Below are 17,532 nucleotides of genomic sequence, written 5' to 3' on the forward strand. Positions count from 1 at the left end.
GGTCGGCGCCTCAGTACCGCTTGGCCGCCTTGGGGAACGAGGCCAGCTCCTGGGCGGTCGAGCGGTGGATCTTGCGCTCGACGATGAAGGACAGGAACGGCACCACGCCGCCCAGGGCCATGACGATGAACTGCGGGAACGGCCATCGCATGAGCATCCACAGGCGGAAGCACGAGAACAGGTAGACCACGTAGAACCAGCCGTGCACGATCAGCACCCAGGTGGAGATGTTGACACCGCCCTCGATGTCCATCAGCTCGTTGTCGCGCAGGCCCAGGGCCACGGGCTCCCCCGTGCCCGCCATGGTGCCCCCGGCAATGACGTCGAAGCCCATGGCGTAGCGCAGGATCATCTCGGCCACGAGCAGCAGCAGGAACGTGCCGGAGATCCAGGCACAGACCATGTAGAAGTTCAGCCACCACCTGATCTGGGACTCGGTCCCGCCGAAGCGCCGGCGCGTGCGCAGCGCCGAGTACTGCGGCAGCTGGCCCGGCTCGCGGGCCTTCGACGGATCCGCCCCCTCCGGCGCCGTGACGCGCACCCCGTCGGTGCGCTGCTTGGGCCGGGGCGTTCCCTCCTGCGGGACTCCCTGGGTCATCGCTGCTCTCCGCTCTGCGGGTCGATTCGCCCGCGGTCCTCCGGTTGGTCATCTGCACCGGCCGGGACGCTCTGGTCCGCGGCGGGCTGGTCGTCGAAGTAGAAGTACTCCCCGGCGACGGGATCGTAGTAGTAGAACCGCTGGGCCTGCTGATCCCAGGCGTAGGCCAGGGACTCGCCGTCGAGCTCGAACCAGGCCGCGGGGTCCTGGCTGCGCCGGTGGTCATCGCGCACGGAGGAGAACCAGATCCACAGCGCGAAGCCGGCGAAGACCACCCACTCGACCGCGTAGAAGATGTTCAGCGGATCCAGCGAGGTATCCGTGGGCTGCTGATCGACCGAGACGGCCTCCAGATCCGAGGACATCAGGCTGCCCACCTCCGGGAGGGTGCCGTCGTCGTCGGCCAGCCCGGTCGTGCCGTCCTGGGGCGCGGGCTGCGCTGCGGGGGCCTCTGCCATGGCGGTGACGAAGCCCGAGTAGATCGGTGCGTCCCACACATTGGTCAGCTGCGCCGGCGACAGGCTGGCGTAGCGGCCCGGCTCCTGGTCCTGGGTGGGCACCGGAGCCTCCTGCGGCAGCAGCCGCCCGGCCACGGAGATCTCCCCCTCGGGAAGCTGCGGGATGTGCTCGGGGTCATCCGTCCAGCCGCGCACCACGGGCAGCACCAGATCGGCATCGGCGTCCGACCAGTCGTCCTGCGTTCCCGGGATCTGCAGACCGGCCACGACCCACCAGCCGGAGCGCCCATCCTGCAGGCGGTCCTCGATCAGCACGGTCGAATCCGGCAGATAGGTGCCGGTGGCCTCCACGGCGGTGTCGACCTGCTCGAGGGTCGGGACGGAGCCGGGGTCCATGGTCTCGTCCAGCGGGCGGACGATCTCCTTGCCCGGGTCGTAGACGGTCTGCGCGTCCCGGCTGGATTCGAGCTGCCAGCGGCTGAGCAGGACGAAGACGAGGGCTACGCCCAGACAGACCGCCAGCACGAGCAGGGATCTGGGTCTGAGGGCGGTCCTGAGCACCGTTCCAGTCTAATGACGCCCCCGGACGCCGCCGAATCGCGCACAGGACGCACGACGGGGGCGCGCACCAGCGGTGCCCACCCCCCCGTCACCTGGTCCCGACGGCTCAGCCGTGGACGACGACCTCGGTGCGCTGGAAGGATTTCAGGTCCAGGTAGCCGGTGGTCGCCATGGCCCGGCGCAGCGCGCCGACCAGGTTGGAAGTGCCGTCGACCTGGCTCGAGGGCCCGTGCAGCAGCTCCTGCAGCGGCCCCGCAATGCCCACTCGGGTCCGCACGCCGCGCGGGACCTCGCCGTGATGGGCCTCAGCACCCCAGTGCCAGCCGCGTCCGGGAGCCTCCTCGGCCCGGGCCAGCGCGGTGCCCAGCATCACGGCATCGGCGCCCATGGCCAGGGCCTTGACGATGGTCCCGGAGGTGCCCACGCCGCCGTCGGCGATCACGTGGACGTAGCGCCCGCCGGACTCGTCCAGGTAGTCGCGGCGAGCCGCCGCGACGTCCGAGATCGCCGAGGCGCCCGCGGCGTGGATGCCGAGGACCTGCTCGGTGCGCATGGAGGCCCCTCCGCCGAAGCCCACGAGCACGCCGGCGGCACCGGTGCGCATCAGGTGCAGGGCCGGGGTGTAGCCGGCCGCTCCGCCGACGATCACGGGGACGTCGAGGTCGTAGATGAAGCGCTTGAGGTCCAGCGGCTCCTCGGCCTGGGACACATGCTCCGCCGAGACCGTGGTCCCGCGGATCACGAACAGGTCCACGCCCGCCTCCAGCACGGTGCGGTAGTGCTCCTGCGTGCGCTGCGGCGTCAGGGCGCCGGCGACGATCACCCCGGCCTCCCGGATCTCCCCCAGGCGCTGGGTGATCAGCTCCGGGCGGATCGGGGCGCGGTAGATCTCCTGCATGCGGCGGGTGGCCGCCGGGAGATCCTCGCCCGACAGGGACGCGATCTCCTCGAGCAGCGGCTCGGGATCGTCGTAGCGGGTCCACAGCCCCTCGAGGTTCAGGACGCCCAGAGCGCCCATGCGCCCCAGCGCGATCGCGGTGGCCGGGGAGGTCACCGAGTCCATGGGCGCGCCCAGGAAGGGGGTCTCGAACGTGTAGGCGTCGATCCGCCAGTCGGTCGAGACCTCGCGGGGGTCGCGCGTGCGCCGCGAGGGCACCAGGGCGACCTCGTCCAAGGAGTAGGTCCGACGGGCCCGCTTGCTGCGGCCGATCTCGATGTCGTAGTTCAGGTTCACGTCAGCGTCCTTGTCGTCAGCGCCGGGTCGGGTCCGATCAGCGCTTGTAGTTGGGGGCCTCGACGGTCATCGAGATGTCGTGCGGGTGCGACTCCTTGAGCCCGGCGGAGGTGATCCGCACGAAGCGGCCCTTGTGCTTGATCTCCTCGATCGAGCGGGCGCCGGTGTAGAACATGGTCTGGCGCAGACCGCCCTCGAGCTGGTGGATCACCGAGGACAGCGGGCCGCGGTAGGGCACCTGGCCCTCGATGCCCTCCGGGATCAGCTTCTCGTTCGAGCCCACGTCCGCCTGGAAGTAGCGATCCTTGGAGAACGACGTGTTCCCGGCCCGGGTCTGCATGGCCCCCAGCGAGCCCATGCCGCGATAGGCCTTGAACTGCTTGCCGTTGATGAAGATCAGATCGCCCGGGGACTCATCGGTGCCGGCAAGCAGCGAGCCGACCATGACCGAGTCCGCCCCGGCCACGAGCGCCTTGCCGATCTCGCCGGAGTGCTGGAGGCCGCCGTCGGCGATCAGCGGCACACCGGCCGGGATCGCGGCCTTGGCGGATTCGTTGATCGCGGTGATCTGCGGGACGCCCACGCCGGCGATGACGCGCGTGGTGCAGATCGAACCCGGCCCCACGCCGACCTTGATGCCGTCGGCCCCGGCGTCGATCAGCGACTGGGCGCCCTGCCGGGTGGCGGCCTGGCCGCCGATCACGTCCACGTGGGCGGCCGACGGCTCGGCCTTGAGCCGGGCGATCATGTCCAGCACGCCCTGGGAGTGCCCGTTGGCGGTGTCGATAAACAGGGCGTCCACGCCGGCCTCGACGAGCGTCATGGCCCGCTCCCACCCGTCGCCGAAGAAGCCGACGGCCGCACCGACACGCAGGCGGCCCTCGTCGTCCTTGGTGCTGCGCGGGTACTGCTCCGCCTTGGTGAAGTCCTTGATGGTGATCAGCCCGCTCAGCGCGCCCTGATCGTCCACGAGGGGCAGCTTCTCGAGCTTGTTGGAGGCCAGCAGCTTGAAGGCCTCCTCCTTGGGCATGCCCACGCGCCCGGTGACCAGAGGCATGGGGGTCATGACCTCTCGCACGGTGCGGGTGTCGAAGTCCGACTCCGGCAGGTAGCGGGTGTCGCGGTTGGTGATGATGCCGACCAGGCGGGTGCCGTCCTCGACCACGGGCAGGCCCGAGACCTTGTAGTAGCCGCAGAGGCGGTCGAGCTCGCGCAGGGTGGCCTCCGGGCTGACCGTCACGGGATCGGTGATCATCCCGGACTCGCTGCGCTTGACCAGGTCCACGTTCTCGGCCTGATCCGCGATCGACAGGTTGCGGTGCATGACGCCCATGCCGCCCAGTCGGGCCATCTGGATCGCCATTTTGGCGGTGGTCACCGTGTCCATGGCGGCCGAGATGATGGGCGTCTCGAGCTCGATGCGCCGCGACAGGCGCGTGCGCGTGGAGGCCTCCGACGGGATGACATCCGTGCTGCCCGGCAGCAGGAGGACGTCGTCGTAGGTGAGTCCGACGAAGCCGAACGGATCCTCGGACAGGGCGGTCGGGACGGGGGCTTCTGACACGGGGAGGACCTTTCCATCGACGGCACGGCCGACGCCCCGGCGGCTCCCGGGCGCGGTGCGGTTTCGAGAGGACAGTCTAGGACCCTTCACGGGCCCTCGGCCCCTCCGCCTGCCGAGGCGGCCCTCACTGCAGCTGCGGCAGAGCGGGCTGGTGCTCCACGACCACGCCGTCCTCGGCCAGGGCTGCGGAGAGGCGGTCGCCGAAGGTCCAGGCCAGCGAGCGCGAGTAGGGAATGGACAGGTGCCCGCTGTCCCACTGCACGTACATGTTCCCGATGACGGGCGGGCAGGTCCCCTCCGGGCAGATCTGATCGGTCATGTCCATCTCGGCGTACAGCGGCAGCTCCTCGGCCAGCGGTTGCATGGGATCGGGCTGTCCGAGCATGGGATGGGTCTTCTGGCACTGCGGAGCCTGCGCGGACCCCTCCTCCATGACGCATTCCGGCGGAGCCTGATCGAACCGCGGGATGTCGCGCACTCCCAGGACGCGGTAGCCCTCGCCCGTGACCTCGCGCACGCGCTGGTCGAAGTCCGGCTTGTAGTACTCGCCCCCGGCGTTGGTGAAGGTCGACTGGGTGATGATCAGATCCGGGTCGATCTGATGCACCAGGGGCATGGAGCCGTCGAGCCAGGGGCCGCACTCGTCATCGCGCTGGTCCTCGTGGCTCGTCCAATAGCAGCCGGGCCTGATGTAGCTGACCACCCGCCAGCCGTTCGCCTCGGCCACCGGCCGCAGGGCGTCCAGCCAGTGCTCGGAGTGCGAGTTGCCGATCAGCAGCACGGTCTGCGACGGGTCCTCCGCGGGCACCGATTCGCGGCACCACTGCTGCGATCCGACGGGGATGTCCCATTCGCTCGGGCATGCCGCGCCCCGGTCCGGCGCCTGGTCGTCGAGCTGGGCGGCCAGCGGAATCGTCGGGGCGTCGGGATCCGGCGCGGTCTGCACGTCGTCTCGCAGCACGAGCGCACCCGGGTTCGAGGCCGTGGGGCCGTCCGGGGCCTCGGCGACGTCCGCGCGCAGGCTCTGCTGCCAGGCGAGGACCGGCCCCAGACCGACCGCCAGACACACGACGACCGCTCCGGCCAGGCGCAGCTTGGTGGCCTCGGGCCACTTCCAGCTCTTCAGCGGCGTCTCGATGAGCTTGGTCGCCAGGATCGCCAGAGCGAGCGAGAGCACGATCAGCACCACCCCGGAGCGCGGCCCCGCCTCCGGGCGGTCGCGGATGACCAGGTAGGTGATCAGCAGCGGCCAGTGCACGAGGTAGAGCGCGTAGGAGGAGTCCCCCAGGCGCACCAGCGGCTTGGCGGCGAAGATCCGGTCCAGGCCGAAGCGCGAGTTCGTCTGCCCGGCGACCATGATGGCGGCCGCCGAGAGCAGGGGCCACAGGGCGATCCAGCCGGGGAAGGCCCCCTGCACATCGACCAGCAGGCCCACCAGCACCATCGAGACGAACCCCACCCACCCCAGCACCACGCGCAGCCACCGCGGGAGTCGGATGAAGGGCAGCGCCAAGGCCAGCAGCGAGCCCAGGGCGAACTCCCACAGCCGGGTTCGGGTGTCGAAGTAGGCGAACTCCTGCTGGGTGGCGGTCGTGACGATCGAGAACACGAGCGAGGCGGCGAAGATGGCGCTGAACAGCACCGCGAGCACAGGCACGGGCCGCAGGCGGGACCGACCACGAGTCAGCAGCCAGGTCAGTCCGAACAGCAGCGGCCACAGCAGGAAGACCTGGCCCTGGACGGACAGGGACCAGAAGTGCTGGAACGGGCTGGCCGTGGAGCGGTCGGCGGCGTAGTAGTCCACCGAGGTGAGAGCCAGGGCCCAGTTCTCGGTGTAGGTCAGGGTCGCCGCTGCCTGACGCAGGGCCTCCTCGACACGATAGGCCGGGAAGAACAGAGCGACCAGCACCAGGGTGCCCAGCACCGTGAGCACCGCCAGCGGCAGCAGCCGCTTGAAGGTGTGCAGCCAGTAGCGTCCGATCCGCAGCGGGCGCCCGCCCTCGAGCTTGCGCACGAACGACAGCGTCATGAAGAACGCCGAGATCAGCAGGAAGATGTCCACGCCGCCCGAGACGCGCCCGAGGAAGACGTGGTAGAGCACCACCATGATCACGGCGACGGCGCGCAGCCCCTGGATCTCCGGGCGGAAGCCCGAGTACCGGGCCACGGACTCCCGGCGTCGGGCGTCCTCTGCGCTGCGGTCTGTCTCCTGCTGCTCGGGCATGCCTCATCCTCCGTGCTGCGGCCACGGCAGCGGGTCATGCGGAAGCCTGCCTGCGCAGCCTCCGGGGGAAGTACGGGCGTCAACCTACCAGCGCGGGCCGCCCGCCCGCGGCAGCGACCGAGGTGCGCAGAAGGCCCGGCTCCCGCCGCGAGTGCGATGGGAGCCGGGCCTACCCTCGGCCTGCTGCGGCCGCTGTCAGCGCCGCAGCTTCCGGATCAGTGCTGGTGGCCGTGGCCGTCCTGATCGTCCTCCGCGGGCTTGTCGGTGACCAAGGTCTCGGTGGTCAGCACCAGGGCCGCGATCGAGGCCGCGTTCTGCAGCGCCGAGCGGGTCACCTTGACGGGGTCGATGATGCCCGCCGCCAGCAGATCGGTGTACTGATCGGCCTTGGCGTCGTAGCCGTGCCCGAGCTCCATCTGCTCCACGCGGGAGACCACGACCCAGCCGTCCTGGCCGGCGTTCTGCGCGATCCAGCGCAGCGGCTGGCGCAGGGCGCGGCGCACGATGTCCGCGGCCACGGCAGCGTCGCCGTCGAGCTGGGCCTTGACGTCGTCGATCGCCGCGGAGGCGTGGACCAGCGCCGAGCCGCCGCCGCCCACGATGCCCTGCTCGAGGGCCGCGCGGGTCGAGGAGACGGCGTCCTCGATGCGGTGCTTGCGCTCCTTGGCCTCGACCTCGGTGGCCGCGCCGACCTTGATCACGGACACGCCGCCGGCCAGGCGCGCCAGGCGCTCCTGCAGCTTCTCGCGGTCCCACTCGGAATCGGTGCGCTCGACCTGGCCGCGGATGTAGTCCACGCGCTCGGAGATCGCCTCGGCGGTGCCGCCGCCGTCGATGATCGTGGTCTCGTTCTTGGTCACGGTGACCGTGCGGGCGGAGCCCAGCTGCTCCAGGGAGACCTGGTCCAGGGCGATGCCCAGCTCGGAGGTCACCACGGTGCCGCCGGTGAGAACCGCCAGGTCCTCCATGATCGCCTTGCGACGGTCGCCGAAGCCCGGGGCCTTCAGGGCCACGACGTCCAGGGTGCCGCGCAGCTTGTTGACGACCAGCGTGGACAGGGCTTCGCCCTCGACGTCCTCGGCGATGATCGTCAGCGGCTTCTTGGTCTGCACGACCTTCTCGAGCACCGGCATGAGATCCTGCGCCGAGGAGATCTTGCCCTGGTAGAGCAGGACCAGGCCGTCGGACATGACGGCCTCCTGGCGCTCGGCGTCCTTGACGAACGACGGCGACAGGTATCCCTTGTCGAACTGCATGCCCTCGGTGACCTCGAGCTCGATCTCCGTGGAGGAGCCGTCCTCGATGGTGATCACTCCGTCCTTGCCGACGACCTCGAAGGCCCGGGAGATGAGCTCGCCGATCTCCTCCGACTGGGAGGAGATGGCCGCGACCTTGGCGACCTCGTCGCCGGAGACCTCGCGGGCGTCCTCGAGCAGGCGATCGGCGACCGCCTGGACGGCAACCTCGATACCCCTCTTGATCTGGCCCGGAGCAGCGCCTGCGGCCACGTTGCGCAGGCCCTCCTCCACGAGCGCCTGCGCCAGCACGGTGGCGGTCGTGGTGCCGTCGCCGGCGACGTCGTTGGTCTTGGTCGCAACCTCCTTGGCGAGCTGAGCGCCCAGGTTCTGGTAGACGTCCTCGAGCTCGACCTCGCGGGCGATCGTGACGCCGTCGTTGGTGATGACGGGGGCGCCCCACTTCTTGTCCAGGACCACGTTGCGGCCCCGCGGGCCGAGGGTGACCTTGACGGTGTCGGCCAGGCGGTCGACACCCTCCTTCAACTGATTGCGTGCGTCCTCGCGGAACAGCAGCTGCTTGGCCATGGGCCGGATTCTCCTTCGGGATCGACGGGCGCGGGCCCGTCGGGATGACTGGGGTCTTGATCGACGAGAGAGGGCGCCGACCACGCGGACCCGCGCAACCGCGGGGCACGCGGCGGGCGCCCTCTGCTCGGACCGCCTGAGGTGATCAGGGGGTCGTCAGGCTCACTTCTCGACGACGGCCAGCACGTCGCGCGCCGGCAGGACGAGGAACTCCTCGCCGCTGTACTTGACCTCGGTGCCGCCGTACTTGGAGAAGATCACGAGATCGCCCTCCTTGACGTCGACCGGGATGCGGTTGCCGGAGTCGTCGACGCGGCCCGGGCCCACGGCCATGACCTTGCCCTCCTGGGGCTTCTCCTTGGCGGTGTCCGGGATGACCAGGCCGGAGGCGGTGGTCTGCTCGGCCTCGACGACCTGGACGACGATGCGGTCTTCAAGCGGCTTGATGGAGATCGACACGATGTCTCCTTCTCTCATGGATTCGAAGTGTTGCTGAAGCTGTCACGGCGCCCCGCCGAGGTGCTGCTCCCCGCTGCTGCGAGGACCCCGGTGCTGGTGCGCCAGAGGATCTGCCAACCGTCGTCGCGGTGCCGATCGGCCCGAATCCCTTAGCACCCCCCGAGGGCGAGTGCTAACGCCACCTTAGAGACGGCGCTGGCAGTCGGTCAAGGCGAGTGCCAGCTGCGCACCGCGGAGGAGCGAACGCCCCGGAACGACTCCCAGCCGGCCCGCAGACTCCGGGGGAAGCCCTGGCAACAGCTGGGAGAATCCTCTAAGGTCACCAGTAAGGTAATGCTGACCTACTCAAGGTGAGGCTCACCTTGCTCCGCCACCACGTCGTCGACAGACAAGAGGATGCTCCCATGCCTGCACCCAGCCGCCGCTCCGGCGCCGCACTGGCCGCACTGCCCCTGGCCCTGGCCCTGGCCCTCGGACTCACCGCCTGCGGCGGCTCCGGCGACTCGGACAGCCAGAGCAGCTCCGGGGAGACCGACAGCATCGAGGTCGAGGACAACTTCGGCACCGAGACCGTCGCGCTGCCTCCGCAGAACGTGGTTGCCACCGACAACCGCACGTTCGAGACCCTGTGCGAGTGGGACGTCGAGCTGGCCGCGGCACCCAAGCCCCTGCTGCCGGAGACGGTCGAGTGCTGGCAGGGCGATGACGTCGTCGACATCGGCAATCACCGCGAGCCGGACCTCGAGGCCATCGCCGGCGTGGAGCCCAGCCTGGTGGTCAACGGCCAGCGCTTCGGCGACTACCACGATCAGATCGCCGAGCTCGTCCCGGATGCCGCGATCGTGGAGTTCGAGCCCCGCGAAGGCGAGGACTTCTTCGAGGAGCTCAAGCGCCAGACCTCGGCCATCGGCGAGATCTTCGACAAGACCTCGGAGGCCGACTCGCTCAACGGCGGCCTGGACGATGCCGCCCAGCGCGTGTCCGACTCCTATCAGGAGGGCGACACCGTCATGGCCGTCAACGTCTCCGGCGGCGAGATCGGCTACATCGCCCCGGGCGTGGGACGCACCTTCGGGCCGCTGTTCGACGAGTTCGGCTTCACCCCGGCCCTCGAGGTCGAAGGCGCCTCGGACGACCACCAGGGCGACGACATCTCCGTCGAGGCCATCGCCGACTCCGACCCGGACTGGATCGTGGTCCTGGACCGCGACGCCGGCGTGAGCTCGGAGGAGGGCGCCACCCCCGCCGCCGAGGTCATCGAGCAGTCCGAGGCGCTGCAGGACGTGACCGCCGTGAAGGAGGGCAACATCTACTACGCTCCGGCGGACACCTACACCAACGAGGGCATCCAGACCTACACCGAGATCTTCAACGGCCTGGCCGACGCCTTCGAGTCCAAGAGCAGCTGACCTGCTGATCTGTCAGCGGCGGCACCGGCGTCGAGGCCCGACGCAGGTGCCGCCGCTGAGGCATGCGCCTCGTGCCCGGCCTTCCGGGACGAGGCGCCGCCTCCGCACCGCCCGACCATGCTGAGGGGACCCCGATGACCGAAGCCCGCACCGGCGCCGAGGCGAGCACCCGACGATCCGGGCTCGCCGCAGCCCTGCTCGACTGGAAGCTGTGGCTGGCGACCGCAGCGGTCGCAGGGCTGCTGGTCCTGTCCCTGTTCACGGGGGTCTACGACCTCGGTTCGGAGGGCGGCGCTGAGATGCTCGGCATCACCCGCCTTCCCCGAACGATCGCCCTCGTGCTGGCCGGGGCGGCCATGTCCATGTCCGGGCTGGTCATGCAGCTGCTGACGCAGAACCGCTTCGTGGAGCCCACGACCACCGGCACGACCGAATGGGCGGGGCTGGGCCTGCTCACCGCCATGATCGTCTTCCCGTCTGCCACGCTCATGACGCGCATGGCAACCGCCATCCTCTTCGCCTTCATCGGCACGATGGTCTTCTTCCTCTTCCTGCGCCGGGTGTCCCTGCGCTCGTCGCTGATCGTGCCGATCGTCGGCATCATGCTCGGCGCCGTGGTCGGCTCCGTCTCGACCTTCATGGCGCTGCAGACCGACATGCTGCAGAACCTCGGCGTGTGGTTCGCCGGCAGCTTCACCTCGGTGCTGCGCGGACAATACGAGGTGCTGTGGATCGTGGCGGCCGTCGTGGTCGTGGTGTTCATCGTGGCCGACAGGCTCACGGCCGCCGGGCTGGGCGAGGACATCGCCACGAGCATCGGGCTGAACTACAGCCGGATCATCCTCTTCGGCACGATCCTGATCGCGATCGCCACCGGAGTGGTGACCGTCGTGGTCGGCAATCTGCCGTTCCTGGGGCTGATCGTGCCCAACATCGTCTCGATGATCCGCGGCGACGACCTGCGCTCCAACCTTCCCTGGGTCTGCCTGCTGGGCATCGCGATCGTCACCGTGTGCGATCTGCTGGGGCGCACGCTGATCGCCCCGTTCGAGATCCCCGTCTCCGTGATCCTCGGCATCGTCGGAGCCGTCGTGTTCGTCGCCCTGCTGCTGCGCCAGCGCCGCAGCGCCTGATGGAGGACCCCCGGATGACAGTCGCCAGACCCACGACCGCCAAGGCCCAGCGCTCGAGCGCCGGGGCCTTCGCGACCCCCGCCGCCCGCCGGCGCTACGTCATCGTGGTCGTGGTGCTGCTCGCGCTGTCCGTGTTCTTCGCCGGCGGTCTGCTGGCCTGGGACAACCCGCTGCCGTTCGGCACGCCGGGGTTCTGGCGCATCGCCGAGCTGCGGCTGACCAATGTGATCGTGATGGGCGTGGTGGCGTTCTGCCAGGCCATGGCGACCGTGAGCTTCCAGACCGCCACCAACAACAGGATCATCACCCCGTCGATCATGGGCTTCGAGTCCCTGTACGTGGCGATCCAGACGGGCGTGGTCTACTTCGCCGGAGCCGCCAGTCTGGTGGCCTTCAGCGGCATGACCCAGTTCGTGGTCCAGGTGACCCTGATGGTCCTGCTGGCCACCGCCCTGTACACCTGGCTGCTCGCCGGGCGCCGAGGCAGCATGCACGTCATGCTGCTGGTCGGCATCATCATCGGCGGCGGCCTGGGCTCGGTGTCGACCTTCATGCAGCGTCTGCTGACCCCCAGCGAGTTCGACGTCCTCAACGCCCGGCTCTTCGGCTCCGTGTCCAACGCGGATGCGAGCCTCCTGCCGATCGCGATCCCCCTGTGCCTGGCCGCGGGGCTGGCGCTGTGGCTGTCGGCCCGGCGGCTGAACGTCGTGGCCATGGGCGCCGACGTCTCGAACAACCTGGGGCTGAACCACCGCTGGGAGACCATCCGGATCCTGTTCCTGATCTCGATCCTCATGGCCGTCTCGACCGCCCTGGTAGGCCCGCTGACCTTCCTCGGCTTCCTGGTGGCCACCCTGGCCTACCAGTTCGCCGACACCTACGACCACCGACGGATCTTCCCGGTCGCCATGCTCATGGGCTTCGTGGTGCTCTCCGGGGCCTACTTCCTGATGCACCACGTCTTCTACGCCCAGGGCGTCGTCGGGATCATCATCGAGCTCGTGGGCGGCTCCGTCTTCCTGTACGTCATCCTGCGAAAGGGACGCCTGTGATCACCCTGAACACTGTCCGCAAGCACTACACCGACGAGGTCCGCATCGGCCCGGTCGACCTCGAGATCCCCACCGGCGGCATGACCGCGCTGGTGGGGCCCAACGGCGCCGGCAAGTCGACGCTGCTGACCATGATCGGACGCCTGCTCTCCCTCGACGAGGGCGTCATCAGGGTCGCGGAGATGGACGTCGCCAGGACGAAGTCCAAGGACCTGGCCAAGATCCTGTCGATCCTGCGGCAGGAGAACCACTACGTCACCCGCCTGACGGTGCGCCAGCTCGTGGGCTTCGGGCGCTTCCCCTACTCCGGGGGACGGCTGAACGTGGAGGACGAGCGGATCATCTCGAAGTACCTGGACTTCCTGCACCTCACCGAGCTGCAGAACCGGTACCTGGACGAGCTCTCGGGCGGCCAGCGCCAGCGCGCCTATGTGGCCATGGTCCTGGCCCAGGAGACGGATCACGTGCTGCTGGACGAGCCGCTGAACAACCTCGACATGAAGCACTCGGTGCAGATGATGCAGTTCCTGAGCTCCGCCTGCCGTGAGCTCGGCCGAACGATCATCATCGTGCTGCACGACATCAACTTCGCCGGGCACTACGCCGATCACATCTGCGCGGTGAAGGACGGGCAGATCGCCCGCTTCGGCACGCCGGAGGAGATCCTGACGGACGAGGTGCTCACCGAGGTCTTCGACACCCCCATCACCGTGATCGACGGCCCCAACGGCCGGCTCGCCTCCTGCTACTGATCCTCGCGTCGCCGCGCAGCTCCGTCGATCACCGTCCGCTCAGAGGCTAGGGTCGAGGACGTGGAAGAGACCCCCTCCCCCGAGACCGCCGCCGCGTCCCTGGCCGCGCTGCTCACGCCCGAGGGCATGAGACTGCTCGACGGGCTGGGCCCCTATCGGGAGGACGAGGCCCTCCAGCAGATCTCGCGGCTGCGCGCCGAGGGGTTCGCCCCCGAGCTGATCTCCGCGGCCATGACCCAGTCGCGGCTGCGCACCGCCGCGGCCGCCAAGTTCGGCGAGTTCGCCCAGCACATGCTCTTCACCCAGGACGGCCTCGAGCAGGCCACCCGGCTGAGCGTCTCAGCCGTCCACGCCAGCCGGTACGTCCAGGCCGGTGTGCGCCGCGTGGCCGATCTGGGCTGCGGGATCGGCGCCGACGCCATGACCCTGGCCTCCGCCGGGCTCGACGTCACCGCCGTGGAGCTCGATGAGACCACCGCCGCCGTGGCGACGGTGAACCTCACGCCGTTCCCCGAGACCCGCGTGGTCCAGGCCGACGTCCAGAGCCTCGACCTCGACGAGCTGCCCGGCGGGCGCCCCGAGGCGCTGTGGCTCGATCCGGCCCGCCGCGAGACCGCCGGAGCCTCCCGGCGGATCTTCGATCCGGAAGCCTTCTCCCCTCCCCTGTCCTTCGTCGAGGCGCTGGCCGATTCCGGGATGCCGGTGGGCGTGAAGATGGGTCCAGGCCTGCCGCACGCGGCCGTGCCGGAGGGGTGCGAGGCGCAGTGGATCTCCCACCGCCGCGATGTGGTCGAGGTCGTGCTGTGGTTCGGAGCACTGGCCCGCCCCGGGATCCGCCGCGCCGCCCTGGTCATGGGCGAGCAGGGCCACCACGAACTCGTCTCCTCCGCTGAGTTCCCCGAGCCCTCCGACGGCCCCCCGGAGCATGCGGCGCAGACCGAGGCGCCCGAGACCGAGAGCGTGTCGTGGCCGCCCGTCACCGCCGGGAATGTGCTCTGGGAGCCCGACGGCGCCGTGATCCGCGCCGGGCTCGTGCAGGATCTGGCCGGCCGCCTCGGCGCCCGCCTGGTGCACCCGCGCATCGCCTATCTGACGGCACCGGGCCAGCCCGAGCGGGACCCATCGACCCCGTACGCCCGGGCGTACCGCGTGCGCGAGGTCCTGCCGCACACCGTCAAGGTGCTCAAGACCTGGGTGAAGCGCCACCGGGTGGGCACCCTGGAGATCAAGAAGCGAGGCACCGACGTCACGCCCGAGCAGCTACGGCGGCAGCTCAAGCCGTCCGGGCCGAACCGCGCCACGCTGATCGTCACCAGGCTGTGGGAGGCCGACGACCAGGGCCGCTCCGGCGAGCGCCGTGCGGTCCTGGTCGTCGAGCCGATGAGCTGATGCCGCACCACCGCACCCCATCGCTGCTGATCGGCTGCGGATCTGCGGCCTCGGCGCTCCCGTTCGTCGAAGCCGCAGCTCCGCATGTCGTCGACGTCGATCAGCTGCCGATCTGCGGCCTCAGCGCCGCGGCGGGCAGCCGGGCTCAGCCGTCGAAGCGCGCGGCCAGCTCCTGATGGCTCCCGGGCTCCGCGGGCTCGACCGGGGCCGACTCCTGGGCCTGGTCATAGCTCATCTGCATGGCCACCACCCGGGTGGCGGCCTCGTCCAGGCGCTGCTGCGGGATGGCCCCGGACTCCACGGCCTGCACGATGTCCGCGTGCGCTGCGGCCTCGTCCTCGGGCATCACCAGCAGATCCGCGCCGGCCTGCAGGGCCGCACCGGCAGGGGTGGTGACCCCCGAGTCGACGGGTCGGCCCGGTCCCACGACGTCCTTCAGGGCCCCCATGTCGAGGGCGTCGGTGACGACCGCCCCCTGGAAGCCGAGGTCCTCGCGCAGCGCCTGGTAGGCCTTCGGCTCCAGCGTGGCGGGCACCTGGTCGTTCCAGTCGCTCACGGCGATGTGCCCCATCATGATCGTCGGGGCGCCGGCGTCGACCGCGGCCCGGAACGGTGCCCAGTCCTCATCCTTCAGGGTCTCGACCGGGGTCTGCTGGACCGGCAGCCCCACGTGGGAGTCGGTGCTGACGGAGCCGTGGCCCGGGAAGTGCTTGGGCGAGGAGATCAGTCCCGCATCGGAGAGTCCGCTCATGGCGGCCACGGTCTGCTCGGAGACGATCTCGGGGTCGTCGCTGTAGGCGCGGTCCTGGACGACGGCGTCGTCGGGGCTGGTCACATCGGCCACGGGGGCGAAGTCCATGGTGAAGCCGAGCCCGGCGAGCTCTGCACCCATCCCGGCGGCCGCCTCGCGGGTCAGCTCCGGATCGTCCGCGGCGCCGACGGTCTGCGCGGAGGGCCAGACGGTCAGGGGCTCGGCCAGGCGGGCGACGGAGCCGCCCTCCTGATCGACCCCGATGATCCCGGACCAGCTGCGCTCCTCGGGGCTCAGAGCCGCACCGACCCGGTCGTTCTGCGAGCGCATGGCCTCCACGTCGACGTCCGAGGCGCCGCCGCCCGCGCCGGCTTCCTCCGTGATCCCCTGCCCGTCGGCGGTGGGGACGTTGGCCCCCATGACGATCACACCGCCCAGGTGCAGATCCCCGATCTGGCTGATCTGGGCATCGACCGAGGCAGGGTCCGCCCCGCTCCAGGTGGCCAGGAGAACCTGCCCGGCCTTCTCCTCGAGCGTCATCTCGGACACGGCTTCCTCGGCCGCGGCACGGGTCTGCTCATCGGGCAGCAGTCCGGCGGCCTGCTCGCCTGAGCCGGCCTCGGAGCGGGCGGAGGATTCCGACGGGCTCGCGGCACTCGCCCCGTCCGAGGCGGCCCCGGAGGCCGTCGTCCCTTCCGACGGCGCCTGCTGGCTTCCGCAGGCGCTCAGCGCGAGCCCACCGGCGAGGACAAGGCCGAGCCCGGCGCGACGGGCGCGAAAACGGGCACGGACAGCTGCGGAGTCCGGCAGGGCGTGGGTGCGACGGTCGACGGGGGGAAGTTCATGACGCGGCATGCCGACCAGGGTAGCGATCCGTACCGCGAGGGCTGTGCGCTGTTCTACAGTGGGATCCGCTCGGTCGCCGCCGAGCGGATCCCCGGACGTCCTGCCAGCGAGGTGCCGTGAACATCGAATTCAGCTCATCGCCGCAGTCGACACTGGGCATCGAATGGGAGGTCGCGCTCGTCGACGCCCAGACCGGCGCGCTCGTGCCCCGGGCCGAGGAGATCCTCGCGGCCGTGCACAGCCAGGTCCCCGAGCGCGCCGAGGACGGCGATCACCCCATCCTGACCGGTGAGTTCCTGAACAACACCGTGGAGATGGTCACGGGGGTGTGCCGCAGCGTCGGAGAGGCCGTGGGCCAGCTCGAGCAGATGCTCGGCGAGATCCGTCAGGTGACCGACCCCCAGGGCATCGAGATCTACCCCGCGGGAACTCATCCGTTCTCCCGCTGGCAGGACCAGTCGGTCGTGGAGAAGGACCGCTACTTCACCGTCCTGGACCGCGCTCAGTACTGGGGGCGGCAGATGGTGATCTTCGGGATGCACGTCCACGTGGGCGTCGACTCGCAGGACAAGGCCCTGCCGGTCCAGGACCACCTGCTGGCCCATTACGCCCACCTTCTGGCGCTGTCAGCCAACTCTCCGTACTGGAACGGCTTCGACACCGGCTACGCCTCGCACCGTGCCCAGCTCTTCCAGCAGCTGCCGACCGCGGGCATCCCCTACTCGTTCCAGACCTGGTCGGACTTCGAGCTGTGCGTCTCCGATCTGCTGGCCACCGGCGTGATCGACGACATCAGCGAATCCCGCCTCGATGTCCGCCCCGTGCCCAAGTACGGCACGGTCGAGATGCGCTTCTGCGACTCCCCCACCTCCGTGCGGGATCTGAGTGCGATCGCAGCGCTCACCCAGTGCCTGGCCGAGGAGGCCTCGCGGATCGTGGACTCGGGGCGCAAGGTCGAGCAGATGCGCCCGTGGCTGATCCGAGAGAACAAATGGCGCGCAGCCCGCTACGGGCTGGAGGCGATCATCATCCGGGACAACGCCCTGGAGGAGCTGCTGGTCACCGACGACCTGGCCGACATGCTCGAGCGCCTGCAGCCGATCGCCGTGGACCTGGGCTGCGTCGAGGAGCTCGCCGGGGTGGCCCGGATCATCGCCGAGGGCACCGGCTCCACTCATCAGCGCGCCGCCGTGGCCGCCCACGACGGCGACCTGCGCTCCGCCGCCCTCGACGTCGTGCAGCGGGCCCGGCGGGGCTGAGGCACCGAACTCCCGCACGA

Annotated in this window: 14 protein-coding genes; 6 read left to right on the plus strand and 8 right to left on the minus strand. The window is 70.0% G+C overall.

Translation table 11 applies throughout. The features are described 5' to 3' along the window. Nucleotides 1-10 precede the first annotated feature (10 nt). The 7 genes from FFS25_RS04905 to groES all read right to left on the minus strand — a co-directional run bounded on the left by FFS25_RS04905 (nt 11) and on the right by groES (nt 8,921). Nucleotides 11-598, minus strand: coding sequence for a DUF3817 domain-containing protein (locus FFS25_RS04905; RefSeq protein WP_006213439.1), 588 nt, complete (start codon nt 596-598; stop codon nt 11-13). Beyond that, nucleotides 595-1,617, minus strand: a complete 1,023-nt coding sequence (locus tag FFS25_RS04910; protein WP_058871778.1) for an SURF1 family protein — start codon at nt 1,615-1,617, stop codon at nt 595-597. Before FFS25_RS04910 ends, FFS25_RS04905 begins: the two co-directional genes overlap by 4 nt. Nucleotides 1,618-1,723: 106 nt before the next feature. Next, nucleotides 1,724-2,845 carry a GuaB3 family IMP dehydrogenase-related protein gene (locus FFS25_RS04915; protein ID WP_040560356.1) on the minus strand — a complete coding sequence of 374 codons (1,122 nt, stop codon included), beginning with the start codon at nt 2,843-2,845 and terminating at the stop codon, nt 1,724-1,726. Between the two features lie 43 nt (nt 2,846-2,888). Further along, entirely contained in the window at nt 2,889-4,415 is a 1,527-nt protein-coding gene (guaB, locus tag FFS25_RS04920; protein WP_006213442.1) for an IMP dehydrogenase, read from the minus strand. Nucleotides 4,416-4,539: 124 nt separating this feature from the next. Next, nucleotides 4,540-6,639, minus strand: a complete 2,100-nt coding sequence (locus FFS25_RS04925; protein WP_058871779.1) for an acyltransferase family protein — start codon at nt 6,637-6,639, stop codon at nt 4,540-4,542. Between the two features lie 215 nt (nt 6,640-6,854). Then, on the minus strand, nt 6,855-8,462 hold the full coding sequence (gene groL, locus FFS25_RS04930) for a chaperonin GroEL (protein ID WP_058871780.1): 1,608 nt from the start codon (nt 8,460-8,462) through the stop codon (nt 6,855-6,857). A gap of 162 nt (nt 8,463-8,624) precedes the next feature. Further along, nucleotides 8,625-8,921, minus strand: a complete 297-nt coding sequence (gene groES / locus FFS25_RS04935; protein ID WP_006213446.1) for a co-chaperone GroES — start codon at nt 8,919-8,921, stop codon at nt 8,625-8,627. 404 nt (nt 8,922-9,325) lie between these two features. Here groES and FFS25_RS04940 point away from each other — a divergent pair, with 404 nt between their 5' ends. From FFS25_RS04940 to FFS25_RS04960, 5 genes are all read left to right on the plus strand, one after another. Next, entirely contained in the window at nt 9,326-10,330 is a 1,005-nt protein-coding gene (locus FFS25_RS04940) for a siderophore ABC transporter substrate-binding protein (RefSeq protein WP_006213447.1), read from the plus strand. A gap of 134 nt (nt 10,331-10,464) precedes the next feature. After that, complete coding sequence (locus tag FFS25_RS04945) at nt 10,465-11,463, plus strand: ABC transporter permease (protein ID WP_058871781.1); 999 nt, start codon at nt 10,465-10,467, stop codon at nt 11,461-11,463. A 14-nt stretch (nt 11,464-11,477) separates the two neighbouring features. Further along, nucleotides 11,478-12,515 (plus strand): iron chelate uptake ABC transporter family permease subunit, encoded by a 1,038-nt coding sequence (locus FFS25_RS04950; RefSeq protein ID WP_137802120.1) that lies wholly within the window; start codon nt 11,478-11,480, stop codon nt 12,513-12,515. After that, nucleotides 12,512-13,267: an iron ABC transporter ATP-binding protein gene (locus FFS25_RS04955; protein WP_006213450.1), complete on the plus strand. Its 756-nt coding sequence runs from the start codon at nt 12,512-12,514 to the stop codon at nt 13,265-13,267. Before FFS25_RS04950 ends, FFS25_RS04955 begins: the two co-directional genes overlap by 4 nt. A 60-nt stretch (nt 13,268-13,327) precedes the next feature. Continuing rightward, a complete protein-coding gene (locus FFS25_RS04960) occupies nt 13,328-14,656 on the plus strand; it encodes a class I SAM-dependent methyltransferase (protein WP_171004102.1) in 1,329 nt (442 codons plus the stop codon). A 145-nt stretch (nt 14,657-14,801) separates the two neighbouring features. Here the strand turns inward: FFS25_RS04960 and FFS25_RS04965 are convergent, their stop codons facing one another. Then, nucleotides 14,802-16,262: a glycoside hydrolase family 3 N-terminal domain-containing protein gene (locus FFS25_RS04965; RefSeq protein ID WP_082676993.1), complete on the minus strand. Its 1,461-nt coding sequence runs from the start codon at nt 16,260-16,262 to the stop codon at nt 14,802-14,804. A gap of 107 nt (nt 16,263-16,369) precedes the next feature. Between FFS25_RS04965 and FFS25_RS04970 the strand changes: the two genes are divergently transcribed. Beyond that, nucleotides 16,370-17,512 carry a glutamate--cysteine ligase gene (locus FFS25_RS04970; protein ID WP_058871784.1) on the plus strand — a complete coding sequence of 381 codons (1,143 nt, stop codon included), beginning with the start codon at nt 16,370-16,372 and terminating at the stop codon, nt 17,510-17,512. Nucleotides 17,513-17,532 lie beyond the last annotated feature (20 nt).

The organism is Kocuria sp. 2SI, assembly GCF_005502825.1.
Lineage (GTDB): Bacteria > Actinomycetota > Actinomycetes > Actinomycetales > Micrococcaceae > Kocuria > Kocuria palustris.

Coding starts and splice junctions, on each gene's coding strand:
- FFS25_RS04950 (WP_137802120.1), top strand. CDS start 11,478: ATGACAGTCGCCAGACCCACGACCGCCAAGGCCCAGCGCTCGAGCGCC.
- FFS25_RS04905 (WP_006213439.1), bottom strand. CDS start 598: ATGACCCAGGGAGTCCCGCAGGAGGGAACGCCCCGGCCCAAGCAGCGC.
- FFS25_RS04945 (WP_058871781.1), top strand. CDS start 10,465: ATGACCGAAGCCCGCACCGGCGCCGAGGCGAGCACCCGACGATCCGGG.
- groL (WP_058871780.1), bottom strand. CDS start 8,462: ATGGCCAAGCAGCTGCTGTTCCGCGAGGACGCACGCAATCAGTTGAAG.
- FFS25_RS04925 (WP_058871779.1), bottom strand. CDS start 6,639: ATGCCCGAGCAGCAGGAGACAGACCGCAGCGCAGAGGACGCCCGACGC.
- FFS25_RS04940 (WP_006213447.1), top strand. CDS start 9,326: ATGCCTGCACCCAGCCGCCGCTCCGGCGCCGCACTGGCCGCACTGCCC.
- FFS25_RS04965 (WP_082676993.1), bottom strand. CDS start 16,262: ATGCCGCGTCATGAACTTCCCCCCGTCGACCGTCGCACCCACGCCCTG.